This is a genomic window from Bradyrhizobium arachidis (assembly GCF_024758505.1).
Lineage (GTDB): Bacteria > Pseudomonadota > Alphaproteobacteria > Rhizobiales > Xanthobacteraceae > Bradyrhizobium > Bradyrhizobium manausense_C.
The window spans coordinates 2,875,277-2,894,032 of the sequence record NZ_CP077970.1; the positions used below are offsets into that span (position 1 = coordinate 2,875,277).

The window sequence follows — 18,756 nt, forward strand, 5'->3', positions numbered from 1 at the left end:
GCCAAAAACCCGTACATCTTGCGAAGTCCGAGATGATTTCAGCACATTCTATCGCGCGCACGATGCGATGAAGGGCTGATCGGAACTTCCCTTCCGCATTCCTGGCAGCCGAGGTTCGTTGGAACATGTCGCCCCGCGTCGAGCGCATTCACAGCGATGAGCGTCTCCCGGCCGAGGCCGACGTCGTCATCGTCGGCGGCGGCATCCTCGGCTCTACGGCCGCCTATTACCTGGCAAAGCGTGGCCTCTCTGTGGCGCTCCTCGAGAAGGGCCACGTCGCCTGTGAACAATCGAGCCGAAACTGGGGTTGGTGCCGCCAGCAGAACCGCGATCGCCGCGAACTGCCGCTCTCGGTGATCTCCATGCGGCTGTGGGACGAACTCACGCGCGATATCAATCGGGACCTCGGATTTCGGCGCTGCGGCCTCGTCTATGCGACCCACGACGAGGCCGTGCTCGCCGGCTGGGAAAAGTGGCGCGAGGTCGCCAGGGAGTACGACGTCGACACCCGCGTGCTGAGCCGGGCGGAGGTGGCCGAGCGCGTCCCCGAAGCGCGCGACAAATGGGTCGGCGGGACCTATTCGGCTCGGGACGGCAAGGCCGAACCTGCGCTTGCCGCGCCGGCTATCGCCGAGGGGGCCAGAACTCTGGGCGCCACAATCCACCAGGGATGCGCGGCGCGGGCGCTCGATTTGGCCAATGGCAAGGTTGCAGGCGTGCACACGGAGAAGGGCTACATCAGAACCAGCGCGGTGTTGTGCGCCGCCGGCGCCTGGTCCTCGCGCTTCCTTCGGCCGCTCGGGATCAGTTTCCCCCAAGCGAGCATCCGGCAGACCGCGCTGCGTTCCACCCCCACAATCAATATCGGCGAGGCGGTCTCCACACCCTACTGCACGATCACGCGCCGACTGGACGGCAGCTACACGCTTGCGATCAGCGGCAAGGCGAACCTCGAAATAACGCCCCAGGCTATCCGGTATAGCCGGGAATTCATGCCGCAGTTCTTGCGTCGCTTGAAGAACGTCAGGCTCGGCGTCGGCCAATCGTTCGTTTCGGGGCCGGATTCAATGCCGGCGCTGCTGACCAACGACGATCGGATCTTCGAACAGAATCGCGTGCTGGATCCTCCGCCCTTGAAATGGCTGATGAGCCAAGTGGTGGAGAGTGTCCGGAAGACCTTCCCCCAACTCGGCGAAATAAAGATCGATAGCGCCTGGGGCGGCTTCGTCGATTGCACGCCGGACGCAGTGCCCGTGGTGTCGCAGGTGGACGGGGTGGAAGGCCTCGTCCTGGCGGCGGGCTGCTCGGGGCACGGCTTCGGTTTAGGCCCGGGGCTCGGCTATCTGGCCGCAGATCTCGTCGTAAACGACACGCCTTGCGTCGATCCCACACCGTTCCGGCTGTCGCGTCTGGTCGACGGCTCGAAGCTGGACATCGCCGCCATCTGAAGATCGAGCCGGCGATCGAACAGGTCGCGGCCTGATCGCGATTTCAGCAATCCCTAAGGTGTTTCCTCCCCAACTTGAGCCACTCCTTCGGAGTGGCTCTTTCTTTATGGACAGGACGATTTGGGTGATCGAAGCCTCAGCTGAAAACGCACCTTTTAGCCGGAACGAAAGCATTGCCAACCCGCCGTCCGATGGTTCAACAGGCAGACTTCTCTCCCAACGGACGAACGACTGCGCCGGCGTTCATGATGTCCGCCGGATCAAAGGCGGTCTTGATCCGGCGCATCGCCGCGATGCGCCCGACATCGCCGTACCGCTCGAGAAGGTGTTTCTTGAAACGACCGACGCCGTGCTCCGCGCTGAACGTTCCACCGAGCGCCGCGGCCGTGTCGTAGAGTTGCAACGAAAGGCTGCTTTCGATCCACTTGGTGAACTCCAGCCGGTCGACATCGGGAGGAACGAGCACGTTGTAGTGCAGATTGCCGTCGCCGACATGACCGTAGACGGACAGCTCGAGGTCGGCGTCAAACGATCGCACCTGCGAGCCGGCCAGATCCAGGAAGCGCTGAATGGAGGAAAGCGGTACGGAAATATCATGCTTGACCGATCCGTTCCGGCGCTTCTCGCCCTCGGGGATGGCCTCGCGGAGCCGCCACATCGCGGTCCGCTGCGATCCGCTCTGCGCCAGCAAGGCGTCCTCGAGCCATCCGGACTCGATCGCCTCGGCCAGAACGGCTTCCATCAGTTCGTCGAGATCGAGATGGCGTGAGGAAGAGGCGAACTCGACGAGGACGGCGCCTCCCGGGCCTGCTCGAAGGGAGGACGGGTCGATCATTGCTTCGGTCGCGAGCGCGATGGATCGGGCTGCCATGAATTCGAACGTGGTCAGCAGGTCTGCGGATTCGCGACGGACCAAGCCGAGAAGTTCGGCGAGCGGCACGCCGCCCGCGAGCGTCAGCCAGGCAGTCGCGCGGCGGACCGGCAAAGGCGCGAGACGCAACACTGCGCCGGTGACGATGCCGAGAGTCCCCTCGCTTCCGACGAAGCACTGCTTGACGTCGTAGCCGGTGTTGTTCTTCCGCAGCTTGCGCATGTCGGAGACCACCGTGCCGTCCGCCAGCACCGCCTCGATCCCGAGCAGCAGATCGCGAGTCATCCCATACCTGACGACTGACAGCCCGCCGGCGTTCGTGCCGATGTTGCCGCCGATCCGGCAACTGCCTTCCGCGCCGAGGCTGAGCGGCAACAGAAGTCCGGCCGCCGCCGCGGCGTCCTGTGCGTTCTTCAGGATGACGCCGGCATCGACAGAGATGCTCATGGAGACGGGATCGATTTCGCGAATCCTGTCCATCCGCTCGAGGCTCACGATGATTTGGCGCCCGGACGCATCGGGCGTCGCTCCGCCGCAGTAGCTGGTGTTGCCGCCCTGCGGAACGATTCCGATACCGTGGTGCGCCGCCAGCCGTACGATGTCGCTGACTTGCTTCGTCGTCGCCGGCTTCAGCACGGCAAATGTCGAGCCCGTGAGGAGCTGGCGCTGATCCGTTGTGTAGGCCGCGATCCGCTCCGGGTCGTCAACGACGCTCCGATCGTCCAGAAGGTCGCGAAAGGCTCGAACCTGTATTGAGTGGGACATGCTTCAGCTCCGATTGGCATCGGATCATCTTTGCGTGTTTGTGCGGCATTGCTTGCCGTTCGGTGGCGGTTTCGAAGACAACGATGCCGAAATGCCAGGATTGTCGACAGTTTGCGCTGCTGCATCCGATGGCCTTGGGGCCGATACCAAAGCCGTGTCCGCTGAAGCCCGCGGCCAATATCAAGCCGGCAGGCTCGAGACCTCCCCGATGGCTGGCACACCGTCGGGTGTCCAGAGAAACACCGGTTCATGAGCCTTTGTCGTCGCTCTGATCGGCGCATGGCTAGTCGGGGGCAAAACGGAAGTGCCACTGCGGAAGCCCAGCTCCTGCCCAAGCTGGGTTCACATCCGCTGACGTGCCTGAAGGTGCAGATTTGTCGCGGCGAAGCTGACCGTGACCGTCAGACCGCGACCGCCGATACCCTCCGTGAGCTCGATCGTGCCAGCGTCCTGCCGCAGCAACGTGCGGACGATGGAAAGCCCAAGCCCGGAGCCGGCCGGGCGATTGGCTGCCGGAATACGGTAGAACCGGTCGAACACGCGCTCACGATGTTCAGGCGCAATGCCCGGTCCGTCATCGGCGATCTTCACACCATATCGACCGTTGCCTGCGAAGACGCCGACGACAACGGACCCGCCGTCGTGATTGTACCGTATCGCATTGTCGATCAGGTTGGTCAGTATGTCGTGCAGCATCGAGGGCTCGGCGTTGACGGGAGCGCGATCGACCTCAGGCTCAAATGCCAATTCGACATTCTTCGCCGCAGCGAACGGAGCCATGGTTCCGACGGCTTCGCTCGTATTCGTGACCAGATCGCTGAATGCGGCATCGATACGTGGCTCGGCGACGGCGGCTTGCTCCGCGCGGGCCATCGCGATGAGCTGGGCGACCAGTCGATCCAGATGCTTCGTCGATCTCTCGATCTCGGCGATGTTCTCGACATTTCCCGGCAAATGTCCGGAATCGCGCTGCAGCAGTGCCAGGTGGACGCGTAGCGAAGCGAGCGGCGTCTTCATTTGATGCGAAGCGTCCGCAATGAAGTCCCGGATGACCTGGATCGCCGCATCGAGGCGGGCGAACAGTTCGTTCATCGCGCGCACGGGCGGGTGCGCTTCCAGGGGAATGTTTTCGAGGTCGAGGCGTTGAAGGTTCGCGCCCGTTCCGAATTGGCGCGCGTCGATTTCGCGTCCGAGGTCCACCAGCGGCGAAAGGCCACGCCGGACAGCAAACCAGACCAGAACGGCAGCCGTGGCGATGATGCCGATTTCCAACGCCACCAGCGCGAGCAGGAGCTCACGCCGCGCTGTCGCTCTTCCGTTCGTCGTTTCGGCGACTTCGATCAGGACCGGCAGCGACTTGCCGTAGGCAGCCTGAGTCATGGCCGCAACGCGTACCTCCGTTCCCCTGTAAAGCGAATTGAGATGCTTGATCGTGCCCACCGGAATCGCGGCCGCGTCTGCAAGCGGCAAATCCTGATAGCCCGTGACGAGCGTCTGATCGTAGGACACATTGTAGTAGACGCTGTCGTTGGCTCTGGTCTCCAGCATCCCGAGCGCGACTTGCGGCAGATCAACCGAGATTTCACCGTCCTCGACGGCAATCCGTTCGGCGATCGCCTTTACGGAGCCGTCAAGCACGCGGTCGTAAGCCGTTTCGATGGTCTTGTGGATCAACAGCAAGCCGGCAAGTCCAAGCGCGGCAGCGAGCATGCTGGTCGGAATGAGCAGATTGAGAAGCAGCGCGCGGCGCAGCGAAGGGGCTTTTCCTGGTGTCACCTGTCCTCCATCAGGTAGCCGAGGCCGCGCACCGTCTTGATTTTTGGTCCGTTCGGGCCGAGCTTTTGCCGCAGACGCGCGATGTAGAGTTCGATCGCGTTGGGTGCGACCGGCTCGTCGAAGCCGAAGACCTCCGAAATCAGTCGCTCCTTGCGCACGAGGCGGCCCGCCTGCGACATCAGGATTTCGAGGACCGTGACTTCACGCCTGCGCAGCGTCAACGGCTTGTCCTCGATCGATGCAGTCGCGGTAGACGTTTCGAGCGACAGGGATCCGCATCGCAAAATCGGATCGGGGCGTCCCTTGCCGCGCCGCACAAGCGCCTTTACCCGAGCCTCGAATTCGTCGAGGTCGAACGGCTTGGTGAGATAATCGTCGGCGCCGAGATTGAGGCACTTGACCTTGTCCTTCACCTCTCCCAGCGCGGTGAGGATGAGTATCGGGACTTTGCAACCGTTGCCGCGCAACCGGCGCAACACCTCCTGGCCCGGTAGGTCAGGCAAGCCCAGATCGAGCACAATCAGCGAGTAGGCTTCGGAAGGCACGATCTCGATCGCCGCCGCGCCGCTGATCTCATGATCGACCGCAAAGCCGGCAGGTGACAGCGCCTTCTTCAGCCCGCTCACCAGAGACGTATCATCCTCGACAATCAGGATACGCAAGACGATGGTCCTCGAGTTGGGGCAGGGCGTTGCCAAACGCGGCAATGTAAGTTCAGATGTATCACGACGTCAAAAGATTGCGCATCGCCTATGCGACCGTCTCGTTCAGCTCTGCCCGTGTACTGTCCGCTCGCCGGCATCTTCGGGCTTGCGGCCTACGTTTTCCTTGGCGCCCTGGCCTTTGCCCAAGAGCCCGGCACAGGCCAGAACGCAGAAACGGGTCGGCCGCAGGTCAGCCTCGTCGTCAAGACGACGACGGATCTGTCCGAAGCCGCCGACCTGGTCTCCGAGTTCACGAAGCTGAACCCAAGTGTTGCCGTGGAGTATTCCAAGGTTCTATCCACCGATCTGTTCGACCAGGTCGTGAAATCCTCCGGGACAAAAGGCGCGGCCGACGTCGTATGGAGTTCGTCGATGGACCTCCAGATCAAGCTCGCCAATGACGGATATGCGGCTGAATACCACTCGGCCGAGGCCGACGGGATCTTTGGCTGGGCGCGGTGGAAGGATCGCGCTTATGGCGTTACGGCCGAGCCTGTGGTGATCGTCTACAACAAGCGGCTTCTGCGCGAGGGCCAGGTTCCGAAAGATCATGCGGAATTGTTGCGCCTGCTGACGGATCATCTGCCGGTGTTTCAGGGCAAGATCGCAACTTACGATCCCGAGCTGAGCGGAACGGGGCTCCTGTTCATCACCCAGGATGTGCGCGTCACGGCGCAGACCTGGAAGCTGGTGGCGGCGATGGGACGCGCAAAGGTCAAGCTCTACTCTTCATCTGGTCCCATGATCGATCGGGTGAGTAGCGGCGAGCTGGTGCTGGCCTATAACGTGCTTGGTTCATATGCGCTGGAGCGCGCCAAGCGCGATCAGGATATCGGCATCGTCTTTCCTAGCGATTATACATTGTTGCTGTCGAGAATCGCGCTGATCCCGCAGTCAGCGCAACAGCCGGAGCTGGCCAGGCGCTTCGTCGATTTTCTGCTGTCGCGCAGCGGCCAGGCGTTGTTGGCCCGCCATTCACTCGGTTCGGTTCGTGAGGACATGAAGCCGACAGTTCCCGGCTCTGCCGACGCGAAGATTGCGGCGCGGCCGATCGCGCTCAGCATCGATCTCCTGACCTATCTCGATCAGGCCAAGCGCGAGCGCTTCTTGAAGGATTGGAAAAAGTTCCTTCAGGAGCGCTGAACGGCGCAATCGAAGGAGATGACAGCTTGTTGACAGGTTAGGCGACCTATCCTGCTTCCCAAAGAAAATCAGGGAAGACGCTCGCAAGGCCCGTTCGCGTACGGGCTTGCAACCAGGAGGATGGGCCATGGCCAGTTTAAGCGTTTCTTCAGCGCCGCTAGAACCGCCATCGGCCGTCGAAGCCGAAACCATGCGCAAGGTGATGTGGCGGCTGCTCCCCTTTCTCATGCTCTGTTACTTCATCGCCTATGTTGACAGGGTGAATGCCGGCTTTGCCGCGCTCACCATGAACAAGGACGTTGGTCTTACCCAGGCGATGTTCGGCGTAGGTGGCGGGCTGTTCTTTGTCGCCTATGTCCTGTTCGAGGTGCCGAGCAACCTTGCGATGGAAAAGGTGGGCGCCCGGCTCTGGATCGCGCGTATCATGATCACATGGGGGTTGGTCGGGATTGGAACGGCTTTCATCGTCGGACCCAACACGTTCTATTTGAGCCGCTTTCTTCTCGGCGCCGCAGAAGCCGGATTTTTTCCCGGCGTGATTCTCTATCTCACCTACTGGTTTCCGTCTCGCTATCGCGCGCGTGTGGTGGCTACCTTCATGGTCGCCATTCCGGTCTCGAGCTTTGTGGGCTCTCCTCTCTCGGCGGCACTGCTCGAGCTGGACGGTGCGTGGGGCTTGCATGGTTGGCAATGGCTCTTCATCGTCGAAGCGGTGCCTGCAGTGCTCTTGGGCGTGGCGATCTTCTTTGTCCTGCCGAGCCGCCCGGCCGAGGCCAAATGGCTGACGCGTGAGGAAAGCGAGTGGCTGCAAGGCCGCCTCGAGTACGAGAGCCGGACGCGATCGACCGCCGTCGGGCATCTGCCGCTCTGGAAGGTTCTGTCAAATCCTTATATTTGGGCTCTTGCCCTAATCTATGCCGGCAGCTCTGCTACGAGCAATGCATTGTCGCTCTGGCAGCCGCAAATCCTCAAGTCGTTTGGGTTGACGAACTTGCAGACCGGCTTTCTGAACATGATCCCCTTCGGAATTGCCTCCGTCTTCATGATTCTGTGGGGGATGCGAGCAGACAAGAACGGCGAGCGCTATTTGAACACCGCTTTGCCGCTTGCTCTGACCGCGCTCTGTCTCTTTGCCACAAACCTTACGTCGTCACTGACGGTCACGATGTTGCTCCTGACGTTGGTGCTGATCGGCAACTACGCGATCAAGGGTCCGTTCTGGGCTTTATCTACGGAGATACTCTCGCCCGCGACAGCCGCAAGCGGCATCGCGGCGATCAACACGATTTCGCACTTGGGAACCGGAGGGGCGACGTCGCTGCTTGGCTTGATCAAGGACCAGACGGGAAGTTTCCCGCTGTCGCTGCTCCCACTCGCACTACTGACAGCCGCAGGAGCCATCACAGTTCTACTGCTTGGACGAAATCAAAGACGGGCCCCCGAACCGGCAGTTCGGGCGGAGGCGCGCGCTGGCTAGGGAGCTACCCGGTACTTGAGATGTCTTTAGGCCATCTTTGAAATCAGCCGGTCGCGAAAAGCCCGCGCGGCCGTCGACAGGTGGGCCCCGCGTCGTTGAAGCAAACCAATGGTTCTTGCAATCTTCGGCTCAATGATCGGCACGGCCGTAATGTTCTGATTTGATTCCAATGGAGCCGCCAGCAAGGGCAGGATCGACGCGCCGAGGCCTCTATCCGTCATTCCCATTGCCGTCGAGACGTGATTGACCTCATAGGTCCACCGAATTTGAATTTTGTTCTGGGCAAGCGCGTTGTCGAGGACAATGCGGTTTCCGCTCTCGCGGCTCACACCAATCAGGCGATGCTCGGTGACTTCGGCCCATGACACGGTCGTATGTTGCGCCAGTGGATGATCGCGGCGGCACACCAGCACGAAGGGATCAATCATCAGCGGCGTCAGCAGGATGTCCGGGTGCGTCGATCCCAACATGTTGATTCCAAACTCGGCCTCTCCGGATACGACGGCTTCGAGCCCCTCGTTCGAAGACAGATCGAGAATGCGAAACCGGATGTTGGGATAGGTGTGGTTGAATTCATCGATCACCCGCGGCAGGAAATCGATCGCTGCCGTCGGTATCGACGCGATGGTGATGCGTCCGTGCTGCCTTGGCCCCATGTCGCCGGATGCAAGGATCGACGATTCCAGATCGCTGATGACACGGCGCAACAGCGGCTCGAGTTCACGTCCGATGGTGGTCGGTGAAACGCCTCGCCGTGATCGCTCGAGTAACGGCGCGCCGAGGGACGCCTCGAGAGCCTGAATTCGGCGCGACAGCGCTGGCTGCGATAGGCCCACCGCTTCCGCCGCAAGATGGAAGTTACGGAGGTCGTAGATCGCAAGAAAGGCTCGAATGTCGAGCAGCTCGAAGTTGATGCGCATGACGCATCGATAGAGCAAAAAAGGACATTGGACAATGTCCGAGCCGCATTTTATCGTAATAGCCGAAGTAAAAATAAGTACAACTCAAGTAATGCGTCAGTGGAGGAAGTATTTTGCCCGATTTGATTCGTATTCCGTGCGTATTGATGCGTGGAGGAACTTCAAAAGGGCCGTATTTCATTGCGTCAGATCTTCCCGATGAAACCGAGGCGCGTGACAGAATCCTGATTTCTGCCATGGGGTCCGGCAATCTGCTCGAGATCGACGGGATCGGCGGCGGGCATCCCCTGACCAGCAAGGTGGCGATCGTCAGCCCGTCGCGGCTTCCGGGAGTCGATGTCGACTACCTGTTTGCCCAGGTGAAGGTTGAGCAGCGCGTCGTCGATACTTCGCCGAATTGCGGCAACATGCTCGCCGGTGTTGGGCCGTTTGCCATCGAAGCAGGCCTTGTAGCGGCGCGGGATGGCGTGACGCGCGTGCGCATCTTCAACGTCAACACCGGCAGATTGATTGAAGCCAAGGTTGCGACGCCGGGTCGCCAGGTCGTCTACGACGGCGACGTTTCGATCGATGGCGTCCCGGGCACGGCTGCCCCAGTGCACCTCGCATTTCTCGGCGCTGCCGGATCGAAGACAGGCAAGCTGCTGCCGACCGGCCGTCCGATTAACCGGATAGATGGCATCGAGGTTTCGTGCGTCGATGCCGCCATGCCCGTCGTGCTCATCCGCGCCTCCGACCTGAGCAAGACCGGTTACGAGACCCCGGCTGACTTTAATGCCGATCCGGATTTCATGCGGCGTCTCGAAGCCCTGCGGATTGAAGCCGGCAAACTGATGGGCATTCCGGATGCTGCGGACCGAGTCATTCCGAAGCCCGTGTTGATCGCGCCGCCCGCAAACGGCGGAACATTGAGCACTCGCTATTTCATGCCGCATTCGTGCCACACGGCGCTTGCGATTACCGGTTCAGTTGCGGTGGCGACTGCGGCGGTGACGCCTGGCACGCTGGCTCACGCGATCGCCGGGGACCACCCGCTGCCTGCGAAGCTCGGTCTTGAGCATCCATTCGGGCGTCTCGACGTCACGCTCGATCGCCACCCCGACTACGCCGAGCCGGCAGCTTACGTCGTGCGAACCGCGCGGCGACTATTCGAAGGGCACGTCCTGGTCAAGGCGTCGCTTCTTGCATCGAACGCGGCTGCGTAAAGACCGACAACGACAATAACAAGAAGCAATCAAACCAATTCGTAGGGAGACGCCTGATGATCGTCACATCGACCGCGCATGGAGCGGCGCCGCCCAAGCCCTTCTACATGCAGCTGTACTTCCAGGTTCTATTTGGCGTCATCCTGGGCGTCGCCCTCGGGCATTTCGCTCCCGATTTCGCCGTGCTGTTCAAGCCGATGGGCGACGCTTTCATCAAGATCGTCAAGATGATGATCGTCCCCGTCGTGTTCTGTACCATCGTCATCGGCATTGCCACGGTGGGCGGAGATCAGAGCATAGGCAAGACGCTGTTGAAGGCGATGGCCCTGTTCTATGTGCTCACCATCATTGCCTTGGCCACAGGGCTTGTGGCTGTCGAAGTCATCAAGCCGGGCGCAGGCATGCACATTCCCGCGTCGTCCATCGATCCCAGCGAAGTTGCTCGCTACGCAAAGAATGCGAAGCCGCTCGATTACATCGACGTGTTGCTTCATATCATCCCGCAGAGCTTCTTCACGCCGTTCGCCGAAGGCGAAGTCCTGCCGGTCCTGTTCATCGCCATCATCACCGGCTTCGGGCTTCGCCGTGCGGGCAATGCCGGCAAGGCCTTTCTGGGCGGGCTGGAATCATTCTCGGCCGCGCTTTTCACGGCGTTCGGCTTCCTGATGAAGCTCGCGCCGTTCGGTGCCTTCGGTGCAATCGCATTCATCATTGCCAAGAACGGCATCAAATCCGTCGGCAATCTCGGGCTTCTGATCGTGACGTTCTACGTTGCCAGTCTTTTCTTTGTGTTCGTGGTGCTGGCCGTGCTGACGCGACTTCACGGATTCAGTCTGTGGAAGCTGCTTCGCTATATCAGGGAGGAGCTGCTCGTCGTTCTTGGCACGTCGTCCACGGAACCAGTCCTGCCGGCGATGCTTTACAAGCTTGAGAAGCTCGGCTGCAGCAAGGGCGCCGTCGGTCTGACGCTCCCGCTTGGATATTCGTTCAATCTCGACGGCACGGCGATCTATTTGACGCTGGCGTCGGTGTTCCTGGCCCAGGCGATGGATATCCAGCTCACGCAATGGCAGATCCTCTCGATGATCTTCGTGATGCTGCTGACATCAAAAGGCGCTGCGGGCGTAACGGGCAGCGGTTTCGCGGCGCTGGTCGCAACGTTGGCGGCAATGCCGGATACCGTTCCTGTGGCTGGCGTCGTCATCATCGCCGGAATTGATCGCTTCATGTCCGAAGCGCGGGCGTTAACGAGCCTCTGCAGCAACGCCGTCGCGTGCGTCGTGGTGGCGATCTGGGAAGGCGCCTGCGACAAGGCCGTTCTCAAGCGGGAACTGGACGGAGGTTATGTCGCGGTGACGGACCCGATTCCCCAGGGAGTTCAAGCCGCTTGAGTGACGTGCGTGACAGGTTGTTGACAGGTTGCGTGACCTATCCTGCCTCCCAACAACAAGACTTGGAAGACGTTCGCACTGCGCCCGCCCTTGCGGGGCGTGGGCTCGGTCTACTCCTTGCAAATAAAATCAAAGGGAGGATTGCGGACATGTCGGCGCAAGACGCAGGCGGGATTGCCTCGCATCGTGAAAGCACGCCCGGAGCAGTCAAGGTGGATACGCCGGATGTCAGCCGGCGGTTCTGGCCCGAGGGCTGGTGGCGTCTGACTGATATCCGGATCGGCATCATCCCGGTCCCGATCTATGCTTTGCTCGTCGTGCTGGTCGCGGCGCTGGTCTATACCGGTGAGATCAAGTCGGACGGCCCGACCATGATCGTCGTGCTGGTGCTCGGCGGCTTCACCTGCGCCGAGCTCGGAAAGCGAATTCCGGTGCTGCGCAGCATCGGCGCCGGCGCGATTTTCGCAACTTTTATTCCCTCGGCGCTGGCATTCTATCACCTGATCCCGGCGCAAGTTGAAAAGTCGATCATCGACTTCACCAAATCGACCAACTTTCTCTATCTCTTCATCGCTTCGATCATCGTGGGCAGCATATTTGCGATGGACCGCGAGGTGCTGATCCGCGGTTTCCTGAAGATTTTTGTGCCGCTCGTGGTCGGTTCGATTGCTGCCGCGATCGTCGGTACTCTCGTTGGCACGGCGCTCGGCCTCGGTGCCAAGCACACGTTCTTCTACGTCGTGGTTCCGATCATGGCCGGCGGCGTCGGCGAGGGCGCGATCCCGCTGTCGATCGGCTATGCCGCGTTGACCGGCGTGCCGCAGGGCGAGGTGTTCGCCCAGGTCCTGCCGCCGGTGATGCTGGGAAGCCTGACGGCCATCCTGCTGTCCGGTGCGCTCAATTTCGTCGGCAAGAAATATCCGCATCTCACCGGCGAGGGCCGGCTGCAGCCGCACGGCGATGACGAGCTTGACATCCATGCGGTGCACGAGGAAGGCGGCAAGGAGCAGGGCGTCGGCCATGTCGGTGTCAGCACGATCGCCGCCGCGGGCCTCACCGCGATCACGCTCTATCTGCTTGGCGTGCTCTGCCACCACATGTTCGGTCTGCCGGCGCCGGTGGCGATGCTGTTCCTGGCGGTGCTGGCCAAACTCAGCCGTGCGGTGTCGCCGGAGCTGCAGCAGGGCGGCATGGTGGTCTACGAATTCGTTCGTACCAACATGACCTATCCGCTGCTGTTCGCGATCGGCGTCGCGCTGACGCCGTGGGACAAGCTGGTCGCCGCGTTCCACTTCGCCAACATCGTCACGATCATGTCGACGGTTGTCACGATCATGGCGACCGGGTTCGCAGTCGGCAAGTTCATGAACATGTACCCGATCGAGACCGCGATCGTAAACGCCTGCCATAGCGGACAGGGCGGCACCGGCGACGTCGCGATCCTGACCGCGGCCAACCGCATGCAGTTGATGCCGTTCGCGCAGATCGCGACTCGCATCGGTGGTGCGATCACCGTCACGGCGGTGCTGATCATCATGGGCTATCTCAAGTGACGCTTCCGAAGATCAATCCGATGCCCGTTCAAAACCATCCGCGTGAAAGGATCGCTTGCCCATGAGCAGTCTCGACAGCTTCAAATGCCGCAAGACGCTGATCGTCGGTGGCCAGGCCTACACCTACTTCTCGCTGCCCGACGCCGAGAAGAACGGTCTTGCCGGCGTGTCCCGCCTGCCGTTCTCGCTCAAGGTCCTACTGGAGAACCTGCTGCGGTTTGAGGACGGCCAGTCCGTGACGCGCGCCAATATCGAGGCGCTGGCGAAGTGGACCGACGATCGCGGATCGGCCGGCGCCGAGATCGGCTTTCGCCCGGCGCGCGTGCTGATGCAGGATTTCACCGGTGTGCCCGCCGTGGTCGATCTCGCGGCGATGCGCGATGGGATGGAGAAGCTCGGCGGCGATCCCTCCAAGATCAATCCGCTGGTGCCGGTCGACCTCGTGATCGACCACTCCGTCGTGGTCGATCATTTCGGCAATGCGCAGGCGCTGCACGACAACGTCACCCGCGAGTACGAGCAGAACGGCGAGCGCTACAACTTCCTGAAATGGGGGCAAAGCGCCTTTGCCAATTTCCGCGTGGTACCGCCGGGTACCGGCATCTGCCACCAGGTCAATCTCGAATACCTGGCGCAGACGGTCTGGACCGCCGAGCGCGACGGCAAGACCTACGCCTATCCCGATACGCTGGTGGGCACCGACAGCCACACGACCATGGCCAACGGACTTGCCGTTCTGGGCTGGGGCGTCGGCGGCATCGAAGCCGAGGCCGCGATGCTGGGGCAGCCGCTCTCGATGCTGGTGCCGGAGGTGATCGGCTTCAAGCTGGTCGGCAAGCTGCGCGAGGGCGTGGTGGCGACCGACCTTGTGCTCACTGTGACTCAGATGCTGCGCAAGAAGGGCGTGGTCGGCAAGTTCGTCGAGTTCTACGGTCCCGGCCTCGACCATATGACCTTGGCCGACCGCGCCACCATCAGCAATATGGCTCCCGAATACGGCGCGACCTGCGGCTTTTTCCCCGTCGACGGGGAAACGCTGAACTATTTGAATCTCTCCGGCCGCGCGAGCGACCGCATCGTGCTGGTCGAGGCTTACTCCAAGGCGCAGGGCCTGTTCCGGACGCCGGGCATGGCGGATGCCGTTTTCACCGATACGCTGGAGCTGAATCTCGACGACGTCGTGCCGTCGCTCGCAGGTCCGAAGCGGCCGGAGGGGCGGCTCGGCCTTTCCATTGCCAAGACCAACTTCCTCACCGTGCTCGAAAGCGAGTACGGCAAGCAGGGCCAGGCCGCCAAGCAGTTCGCGGTCGAGGACAAGGAGTTTAGGCTCGGCCACGGCCATGTCGTGATCGCGGCGATCACCTCCTGCACCAACACGTCTAACCCGTCGGTGCTGATCGGTGCGGGCCTGCTGGCGCGCAACGCAGCGCGCAAGGGGCTCACCGCCAAGCCCTGGGTCAAGACGTCGCTCGCGCCGGGCTCGCAGGTGGTCGCGGAGTATCTCGAAAAGTCCGGCTTGCAGAAGGATCTCGATGCGCTCGGCTTCTATCTCGTAGGCTTTGGCTGCACAACCTGCATCGGCAATTCGGGCCCGCTGCCCAGGGAGATTTCGAAGTCGATCAACGACAATGGCGTCATCGGCGTCGCGGTGCTCTCCGGCAACCGCAATTTCGAAGGGCGCGTTTCGCCCGACGTACAGGCGAACTACCTGGCCTCGCCGCCGCTGGTCGTCGCCTACGCGCTGGCCGGTTCGCTGCAGGTCGATCTCGTCAACGAGCCGCTGGGCATGGGTTCGGATGGCGTGCCCGTCTACCTCAAGGATATCTGGCCTTCGAACGCCGAAATCGAGCAGTTCATTCACGACAATATCACGCGTGCGTTGTTCGAGACCAAATACGCAGACGTGTTCGAAGGCGATGCCAACTGGAAGGCGGTCAAGGTCGCAACCGGCCTGACCTATCGCTGGAACATGTCCTCGACCTATGTGCAGAACCCGCCCTATTTTGAGGGCATGACCATGACGCCCGCGCCGACCGGCGACATTGTCGGCGCACGCATCCTGGGTCTGTTCGGCGACAAGATCACGACCGACCACATCTCTCCGGCAGGCTCGATCAAGGCGTCATCGCCGGCCGGTGATTTCCTGCGCGGCCGGCAGGTGCGGCAGGAGGATTTCAACCAATACGGCACAAGGCGCGGCAATCATGAGGTGATGGTGCGCGGCACCTTCGCCAACATCCGCATCAAGAATTTTGCGGTGAAGGGCGAGGACGGCGCTACGCCCGAAGGCGGCTGGGCCGTGCATCAGCCGTCCGGAGAGCGGATGCCGATCTTCGATGCGGCCATGCGCTACGAGCGCGAGAAAGTCCCCCTCGTGATCTTTGCGGGCGTCGAATATGGCAACGGATCCTCGCGCGATTGGGCTGCAAAGGGCACCAAGCTGCTCGGCGTCCGCGCCGTGATCGCGCAGAGCTTCGAGCGCATCCATCGCTCCAATCTGGTGGGCATGGGCATCCTGCCCTTCGTGTTCGATGAGGGCACGTCGTGGAAGACCCTTGGCTTGACCGGCGCCGAGCAGGTCTCGATCAAGGGGCTGACGGATATCTCGCCGGGCCGGCGCATCACCATCGACATCACGATGGCGGATGGTTCCGTGAAGCAGGTCCCGCTGACCTGCCGCATCGATACGCTCGATGAGCTCAACTACTACAAGCACGGCGGCATCCTGCCCTACGTGCTGCGCCAGCTTGCGGCGTGATCTCTGAGCACAATCAGGACAGGGGATACCAGCATGTCAGAAAAAATTCCGGCGACCTTGATACCCGGCGACGGGATCGGCCCTGAGATCACCGCGGCGGTGACCCGCATCCTCGATGCGTTGGGCTCGCCGTTCGAATGGGACGTGCAGCAGGGCGGCATGGCCGGCGTCGACAAGTCCGGCGACCCGCTGCCGGGCGCGCTAGTCGACAGCATCCGCCGCACCAAGCTTGCCCTCAAGGGACCGCTGACGACGCCGGTCGGCGGCGGCTTCCGCTCGGTCAACGTCCGCCTGCGCGAAGAATTCGAGCTGTACGCCAATCTCCGCCCGGTGAAGACCATGGTGCCCGGCGGCCGCTATGAGGACATCGACCTCGTGCTGATCCGCGAGAATATCGAAGGCCTCTATGTGGCGTTCGAGCACTTCATCGCGGTCGGCGACGATCCGCATGCGGTCGCGATCTCCTCGGGCGTCAATACGCATGCCGAGGCGCGGCGCATCGTCCGCTTCGCCTTCGAATACGCGCTGGCCCATGGCCGCAAGAAGGTCACCGTGGTGCACAAGGCCAATGTGCTGAAGGCGCTGACCGGGCTGTTCCTGCAGGCCGGCCGCGAGATCGCCAAGGAGTATGAGGGCCGCGTCGCGATGGACGATCGCATCGTCGATGCCTGTGCCATGCAGCTCGTGATGAACCCCTGGCAGTTCGATGTCATCGTCACGACCAACCTGTTCGGCGACATCCTGTCCGACCAGATGTCCGGCTTAGTCGGCGGCCTCGGTATGGCGCCGGGCGCCAATATCGGATCGAAGGCTGCGATCTTTGAAGCAGTGCACGGCTCGGCTCCGGACATTGCGGGCAAGGGAATTGCCAATCCGCTGGCGCTACTGCTCGCGGCCGCACTAATGCTCAAGCATGTCGGCAAGGAGGATCTGGCCAGCCGGCTGCGCACGGCGATCGAGCAGACGCTGCAGGTCGACAATATCAGAACCGCCGATCTCGGCGGCAAAACGTCGACCTCGGATTTCGCCGGCGCCGTCATCAAGCGCCTCACGGCGTGATTTGTCGAAGAAGTTATGGAGTAAGAAGATGGTAAAAGGCTCAGACCTTTTGGTGCAGGCATTGGAGCACGAAGGCGTCGATCGGATCTTCGGCGTGCCGGGCGAGGAAAACCTCGACGTCGTCGAGTCCCTGCGCAATTCGAAGATACAACTGGTACTGACCCGTCACGAGCAGGCCGCTGCGTTCATGGCGGCGACGCATGGAAGGCTCACCGGTCGGCCCGGCGTGTGCATCTCGACCCTTGGTCCCGGCGCGCTGAACTTCTCGACCGGCGCGGCTTACGCCCATCTCGGTGCGATGCCGATGGTGCTGATCACTGGCCAGAAGGCGATCATGAGCAGCCGGCAGGCGCGCTTCCAGATCGTCGATGTGATCGCGTCGATGAAGCCTTTGACAAAACTGTCCCGCCAGATCGTCAGCGCGGCGAGCATCCCGACGCTGGTACGCGATGCCTTCCGTGTTGCGATGGAAGAGCGGCCCGGTCCAGTCCTGCTCGAGCTGCCCGAGGATATCGCCGGCGATGAGGTCGAACCGGTATCGATGGTGCCGATCCATCCGATTGAAATTCCGGTGGCCCACCGCGAGGCGCTCGACCGTGCCGCCGAGATGATCCTGGCGGCGAAGAAGCCGCTGATCATGCTCGCCGCGGCCGCCAGCCGTCCGCGGTCGACCTTCGGCATCGCCGGCTTCGTCCGCCGTACCGGTATTCCCTTCTTCACCACGCAGATGGGCAAGGGCACGGTTCCCGGCGGCACCAATCTCTATATGGGTACGGCGGCGCTGTCCGAGCGCGACTATGTTCATGAGGCGATAGACCAGGCCGATTTGATCATCGCCATCGGCCACGACACCGTGGAAAAGCCGCCCTTCATCATGGGTCCGAAGGGGCCACAGGTGATCCATGTCAGCTATACGCCGGCGACCGTGGAGCAGGTTTACTTCCCGGACGCCGAAGTTGTCGGCGACGTCGGCCCGAGCCTCGAATTGCTCGCTGACAGGGTCGAGGGAAGGCTGCCGAATGCCAAGGCATTGTTGCCGCTGCGTGAGGGCATTCTCGGCCGGATAGCGGATCGCGCTACCGAAAGCCGTTGGCCAGTGACGCCGCAACGGCTGGTGCACGATATCCGTCAGGTGATTCCCGAGAACGGTATCGTCGCGCTCGACAACGGCATGTACAAGATCTGGTTTGCGCGCAACTACCGCACCTATGTCGCCAACACGCTGTTGCTCGACAATGCGCTTGCCACCATGGGCGCCGGCCTGCCGTCAGCGATGATGGCGGCGATGCTTTATCCCGAACGCCGCGTGATGGCGATCTGCGGCGACGGCGGCTTCATGATGAACAGCCAGGAGCTCGAGACGGCGGTCCGGCTCAAGCTCAACCTAGTGGTTTTGATCTTGAATGACGGCGCTTACGGCATGATCCGCTGGAAGCAGGCGGTCGATGCCTTCCCGGATTTCGGCCTGACGTTCGGCAATCCCGACTTTGTGCGCTATGCGGAGTCCTATGGTGCCAAGGGCTCTCGCGTCACCTCAGTCGATAAGCTGCTGCCGACGCTGGAGGCGGCCTTCAAGGGAGGCGGCGTCCATCTCGTCGACGTTGCGATCGACTATTCCGAGAACACAAGGGTTCTGGTCAATGAGCTGCGCAATCGCAAGCTCGGCGTCGAACCGAGCTGACGAGA

Annotated in this window: 13 protein-coding genes; 9 read left to right on the forward strand and 4 right to left on the reverse strand. The window is 61.8% G+C overall.

From position 1 onward, the window contains the following. Positions 1-125 precede the first annotated feature (125 nt). Positions 126-1,448, forward strand: a complete 1,323-nt coding sequence (locus KUF59_RS12780; protein ID WP_212457092.1) for an NAD(P)/FAD-dependent oxidoreductase — start codon at positions 126-128, stop codon at positions 1,446-1,448. A 196-nt stretch (positions 1,449-1,644) separates the two neighbouring features. On the opposite strand, the gene KUF59_RS12785 is transcribed toward KUF59_RS12780, so the two are convergent. The 3 genes from KUF59_RS12785 to KUF59_RS12795 form a co-directional block, all read right to left on the reverse strand. Beyond that, positions 1,645-2,955, reverse strand: coding sequence for an FAD-binding oxidoreductase (locus tag KUF59_RS12785; protein ID WP_258769521.1), 1,311 nt, complete (start codon positions 2,953-2,955; stop codon positions 1,645-1,647). Positions 2,956-3,426: 471 nt separating this feature from the next. Beyond that, positions 3,427-4,860, reverse strand: a complete 1,434-nt coding sequence (locus KUF59_RS12790; protein ID WP_258769522.1) for a sensor histidine kinase — start codon at positions 4,858-4,860, stop codon at positions 3,427-3,429. Beyond that, on the reverse strand, positions 4,857-5,522 hold the full coding sequence (locus tag KUF59_RS12795) for a response regulator transcription factor (protein ID WP_212457090.1): 666 nt from the start codon (positions 5,520-5,522) through the stop codon (positions 4,857-4,859). The genes KUF59_RS12790 and KUF59_RS12795 overlap by 4 nt, the downstream gene beginning before the upstream one ends. A 117-nt stretch (positions 5,523-5,639) precedes the next feature. Between KUF59_RS12795 and KUF59_RS12800 the strand changes: the two genes are divergently transcribed. Together KUF59_RS12800 and KUF59_RS12805 are read left to right on the forward strand one after the other, a co-directional pair. Next, positions 5,640-6,707, forward strand: a complete 1,068-nt coding sequence (locus KUF59_RS12800; protein ID WP_258769523.1) for an ABC transporter substrate-binding protein — start codon at positions 5,640-5,642, stop codon at positions 6,705-6,707. Positions 6,708-6,834: 127 nt separating this feature from the next. Beyond that, positions 6,835-8,184, forward strand: coding sequence for an MFS transporter (locus KUF59_RS12805; RefSeq protein ID WP_258769524.1), 1,350 nt, complete (start codon positions 6,835-6,837; stop codon positions 8,182-8,184). A gap of 26 nt (positions 8,185-8,210) precedes the next feature. Here KUF59_RS12805 and KUF59_RS12810 read toward each other — a convergent pair whose 3' ends face one another. Next, positions 8,211-9,104, reverse strand: a complete 894-nt coding sequence (locus KUF59_RS12810) for a LysR family transcriptional regulator (RefSeq protein ID WP_212457087.1) — start codon at positions 9,102-9,104, stop codon at positions 8,211-8,213. Positions 9,105-9,217: 113 nt separating this feature from the next. On the opposite strand from KUF59_RS12810, the gene KUF59_RS12815 reads away from it, so the two are divergent. From KUF59_RS12815 to KUF59_RS12840, 6 genes are all read left to right on the forward strand, one after another. Continuing rightward, entirely contained in the window at positions 9,218-10,309 is a 1,092-nt protein-coding gene (locus KUF59_RS12815; RefSeq protein WP_258769525.1) for a 4-oxalomesaconate tautomerase, read from the forward strand. A 107-nt stretch (positions 10,310-10,416) separates the two neighbouring features. Then, positions 10,417-11,700 (forward strand): cation:dicarboxylate symporter family transporter, encoded by a 1,284-nt coding sequence (locus KUF59_RS12820; RefSeq protein ID WP_258770007.1) that lies wholly within the window; start codon positions 10,417-10,419, stop codon positions 11,698-11,700. Positions 11,701-11,849: 149 nt separating this feature from the next. Continuing rightward, the gene (locus KUF59_RS12825; RefSeq protein ID WP_258769526.1) at positions 11,850-13,253 is read left to right on the forward strand and encodes a 2-hydroxycarboxylate transporter family protein; all 1,404 of its coding nucleotides are present in this window, start codon (positions 11,850-11,852) and stop codon (positions 13,251-13,253) included. A gap of 61 nt (positions 13,254-13,314) precedes the next feature. Continuing rightward, positions 13,315-16,011: an aconitate hydratase AcnA gene (gene acnA / locus KUF59_RS12830; protein ID WP_258769527.1), complete on the forward strand. Its 2,697-nt coding sequence runs from the start codon at positions 13,315-13,317 to the stop codon at positions 16,009-16,011. Between the two features lie 33 nt (positions 16,012-16,044). After that, positions 16,045-17,070, forward strand: a complete 1,026-nt coding sequence (locus KUF59_RS12835; protein WP_258769528.1) for an isocitrate/isopropylmalate dehydrogenase family protein — start codon at positions 16,045-16,047, stop codon at positions 17,068-17,070. 28 nt (positions 17,071-17,098) lie between these two features. After that, positions 17,099-18,751, forward strand: coding sequence for an acetolactate synthase large subunit (locus KUF59_RS12840; RefSeq protein ID WP_258769529.1), 1,653 nt, complete (start codon positions 17,099-17,101; stop codon positions 18,749-18,751). The last annotated feature ends 5 nt before the right edge of the window (positions 18,752-18,756 follow it).

Excerpts from the sequence above, each read along its gene's own strand:
- KUF59_RS12780 (WP_212457092.1), top strand. The coding sequence starts at position 126 with ATGTCGCCCCGCGTCGAGCGCATTCACAGCGATGAGCGTCTCCCGGCC.
- KUF59_RS12805 (WP_258769524.1), top strand. The coding sequence starts at position 6,835 with ATGGCCAGTTTAAGCGTTTCTTCAGCGCCGCTAGAACCGCCATCGGCC.
- KUF59_RS12810 (WP_212457087.1), bottom strand. The coding sequence starts at position 9,104 with ATGCGCATCAACTTCGAGCTGCTCGACATTCGAGCCTTTCTTGCGATC.
- KUF59_RS12820 (WP_258770007.1), top strand. The coding sequence starts at position 10,417 with ATGCAGCTGTACTTCCAGGTTCTATTTGGCGTCATCCTGGGCGTCGCC.
- KUF59_RS12825 (WP_258769526.1), top strand. The coding sequence starts at position 11,850 with ATGTCGGCGCAAGACGCAGGCGGGATTGCCTCGCATCGTGAAAGCACG.
- acnA (WP_258769527.1), top strand. The coding sequence starts at position 13,315 with ATGAGCAGTCTCGACAGCTTCAAATGCCGCAAGACGCTGATCGTCGGT.
- KUF59_RS12835 (WP_258769528.1), top strand. The coding sequence starts at position 16,045 with ATGTCAGAAAAAATTCCGGCGACCTTGATACCCGGCGACGGGATCGGC.
- KUF59_RS12840 (WP_258769529.1), top strand. The coding sequence starts at position 17,099 with ATGGTAAAAGGCTCAGACCTTTTGGTGCAGGCATTGGAGCACGAAGGC.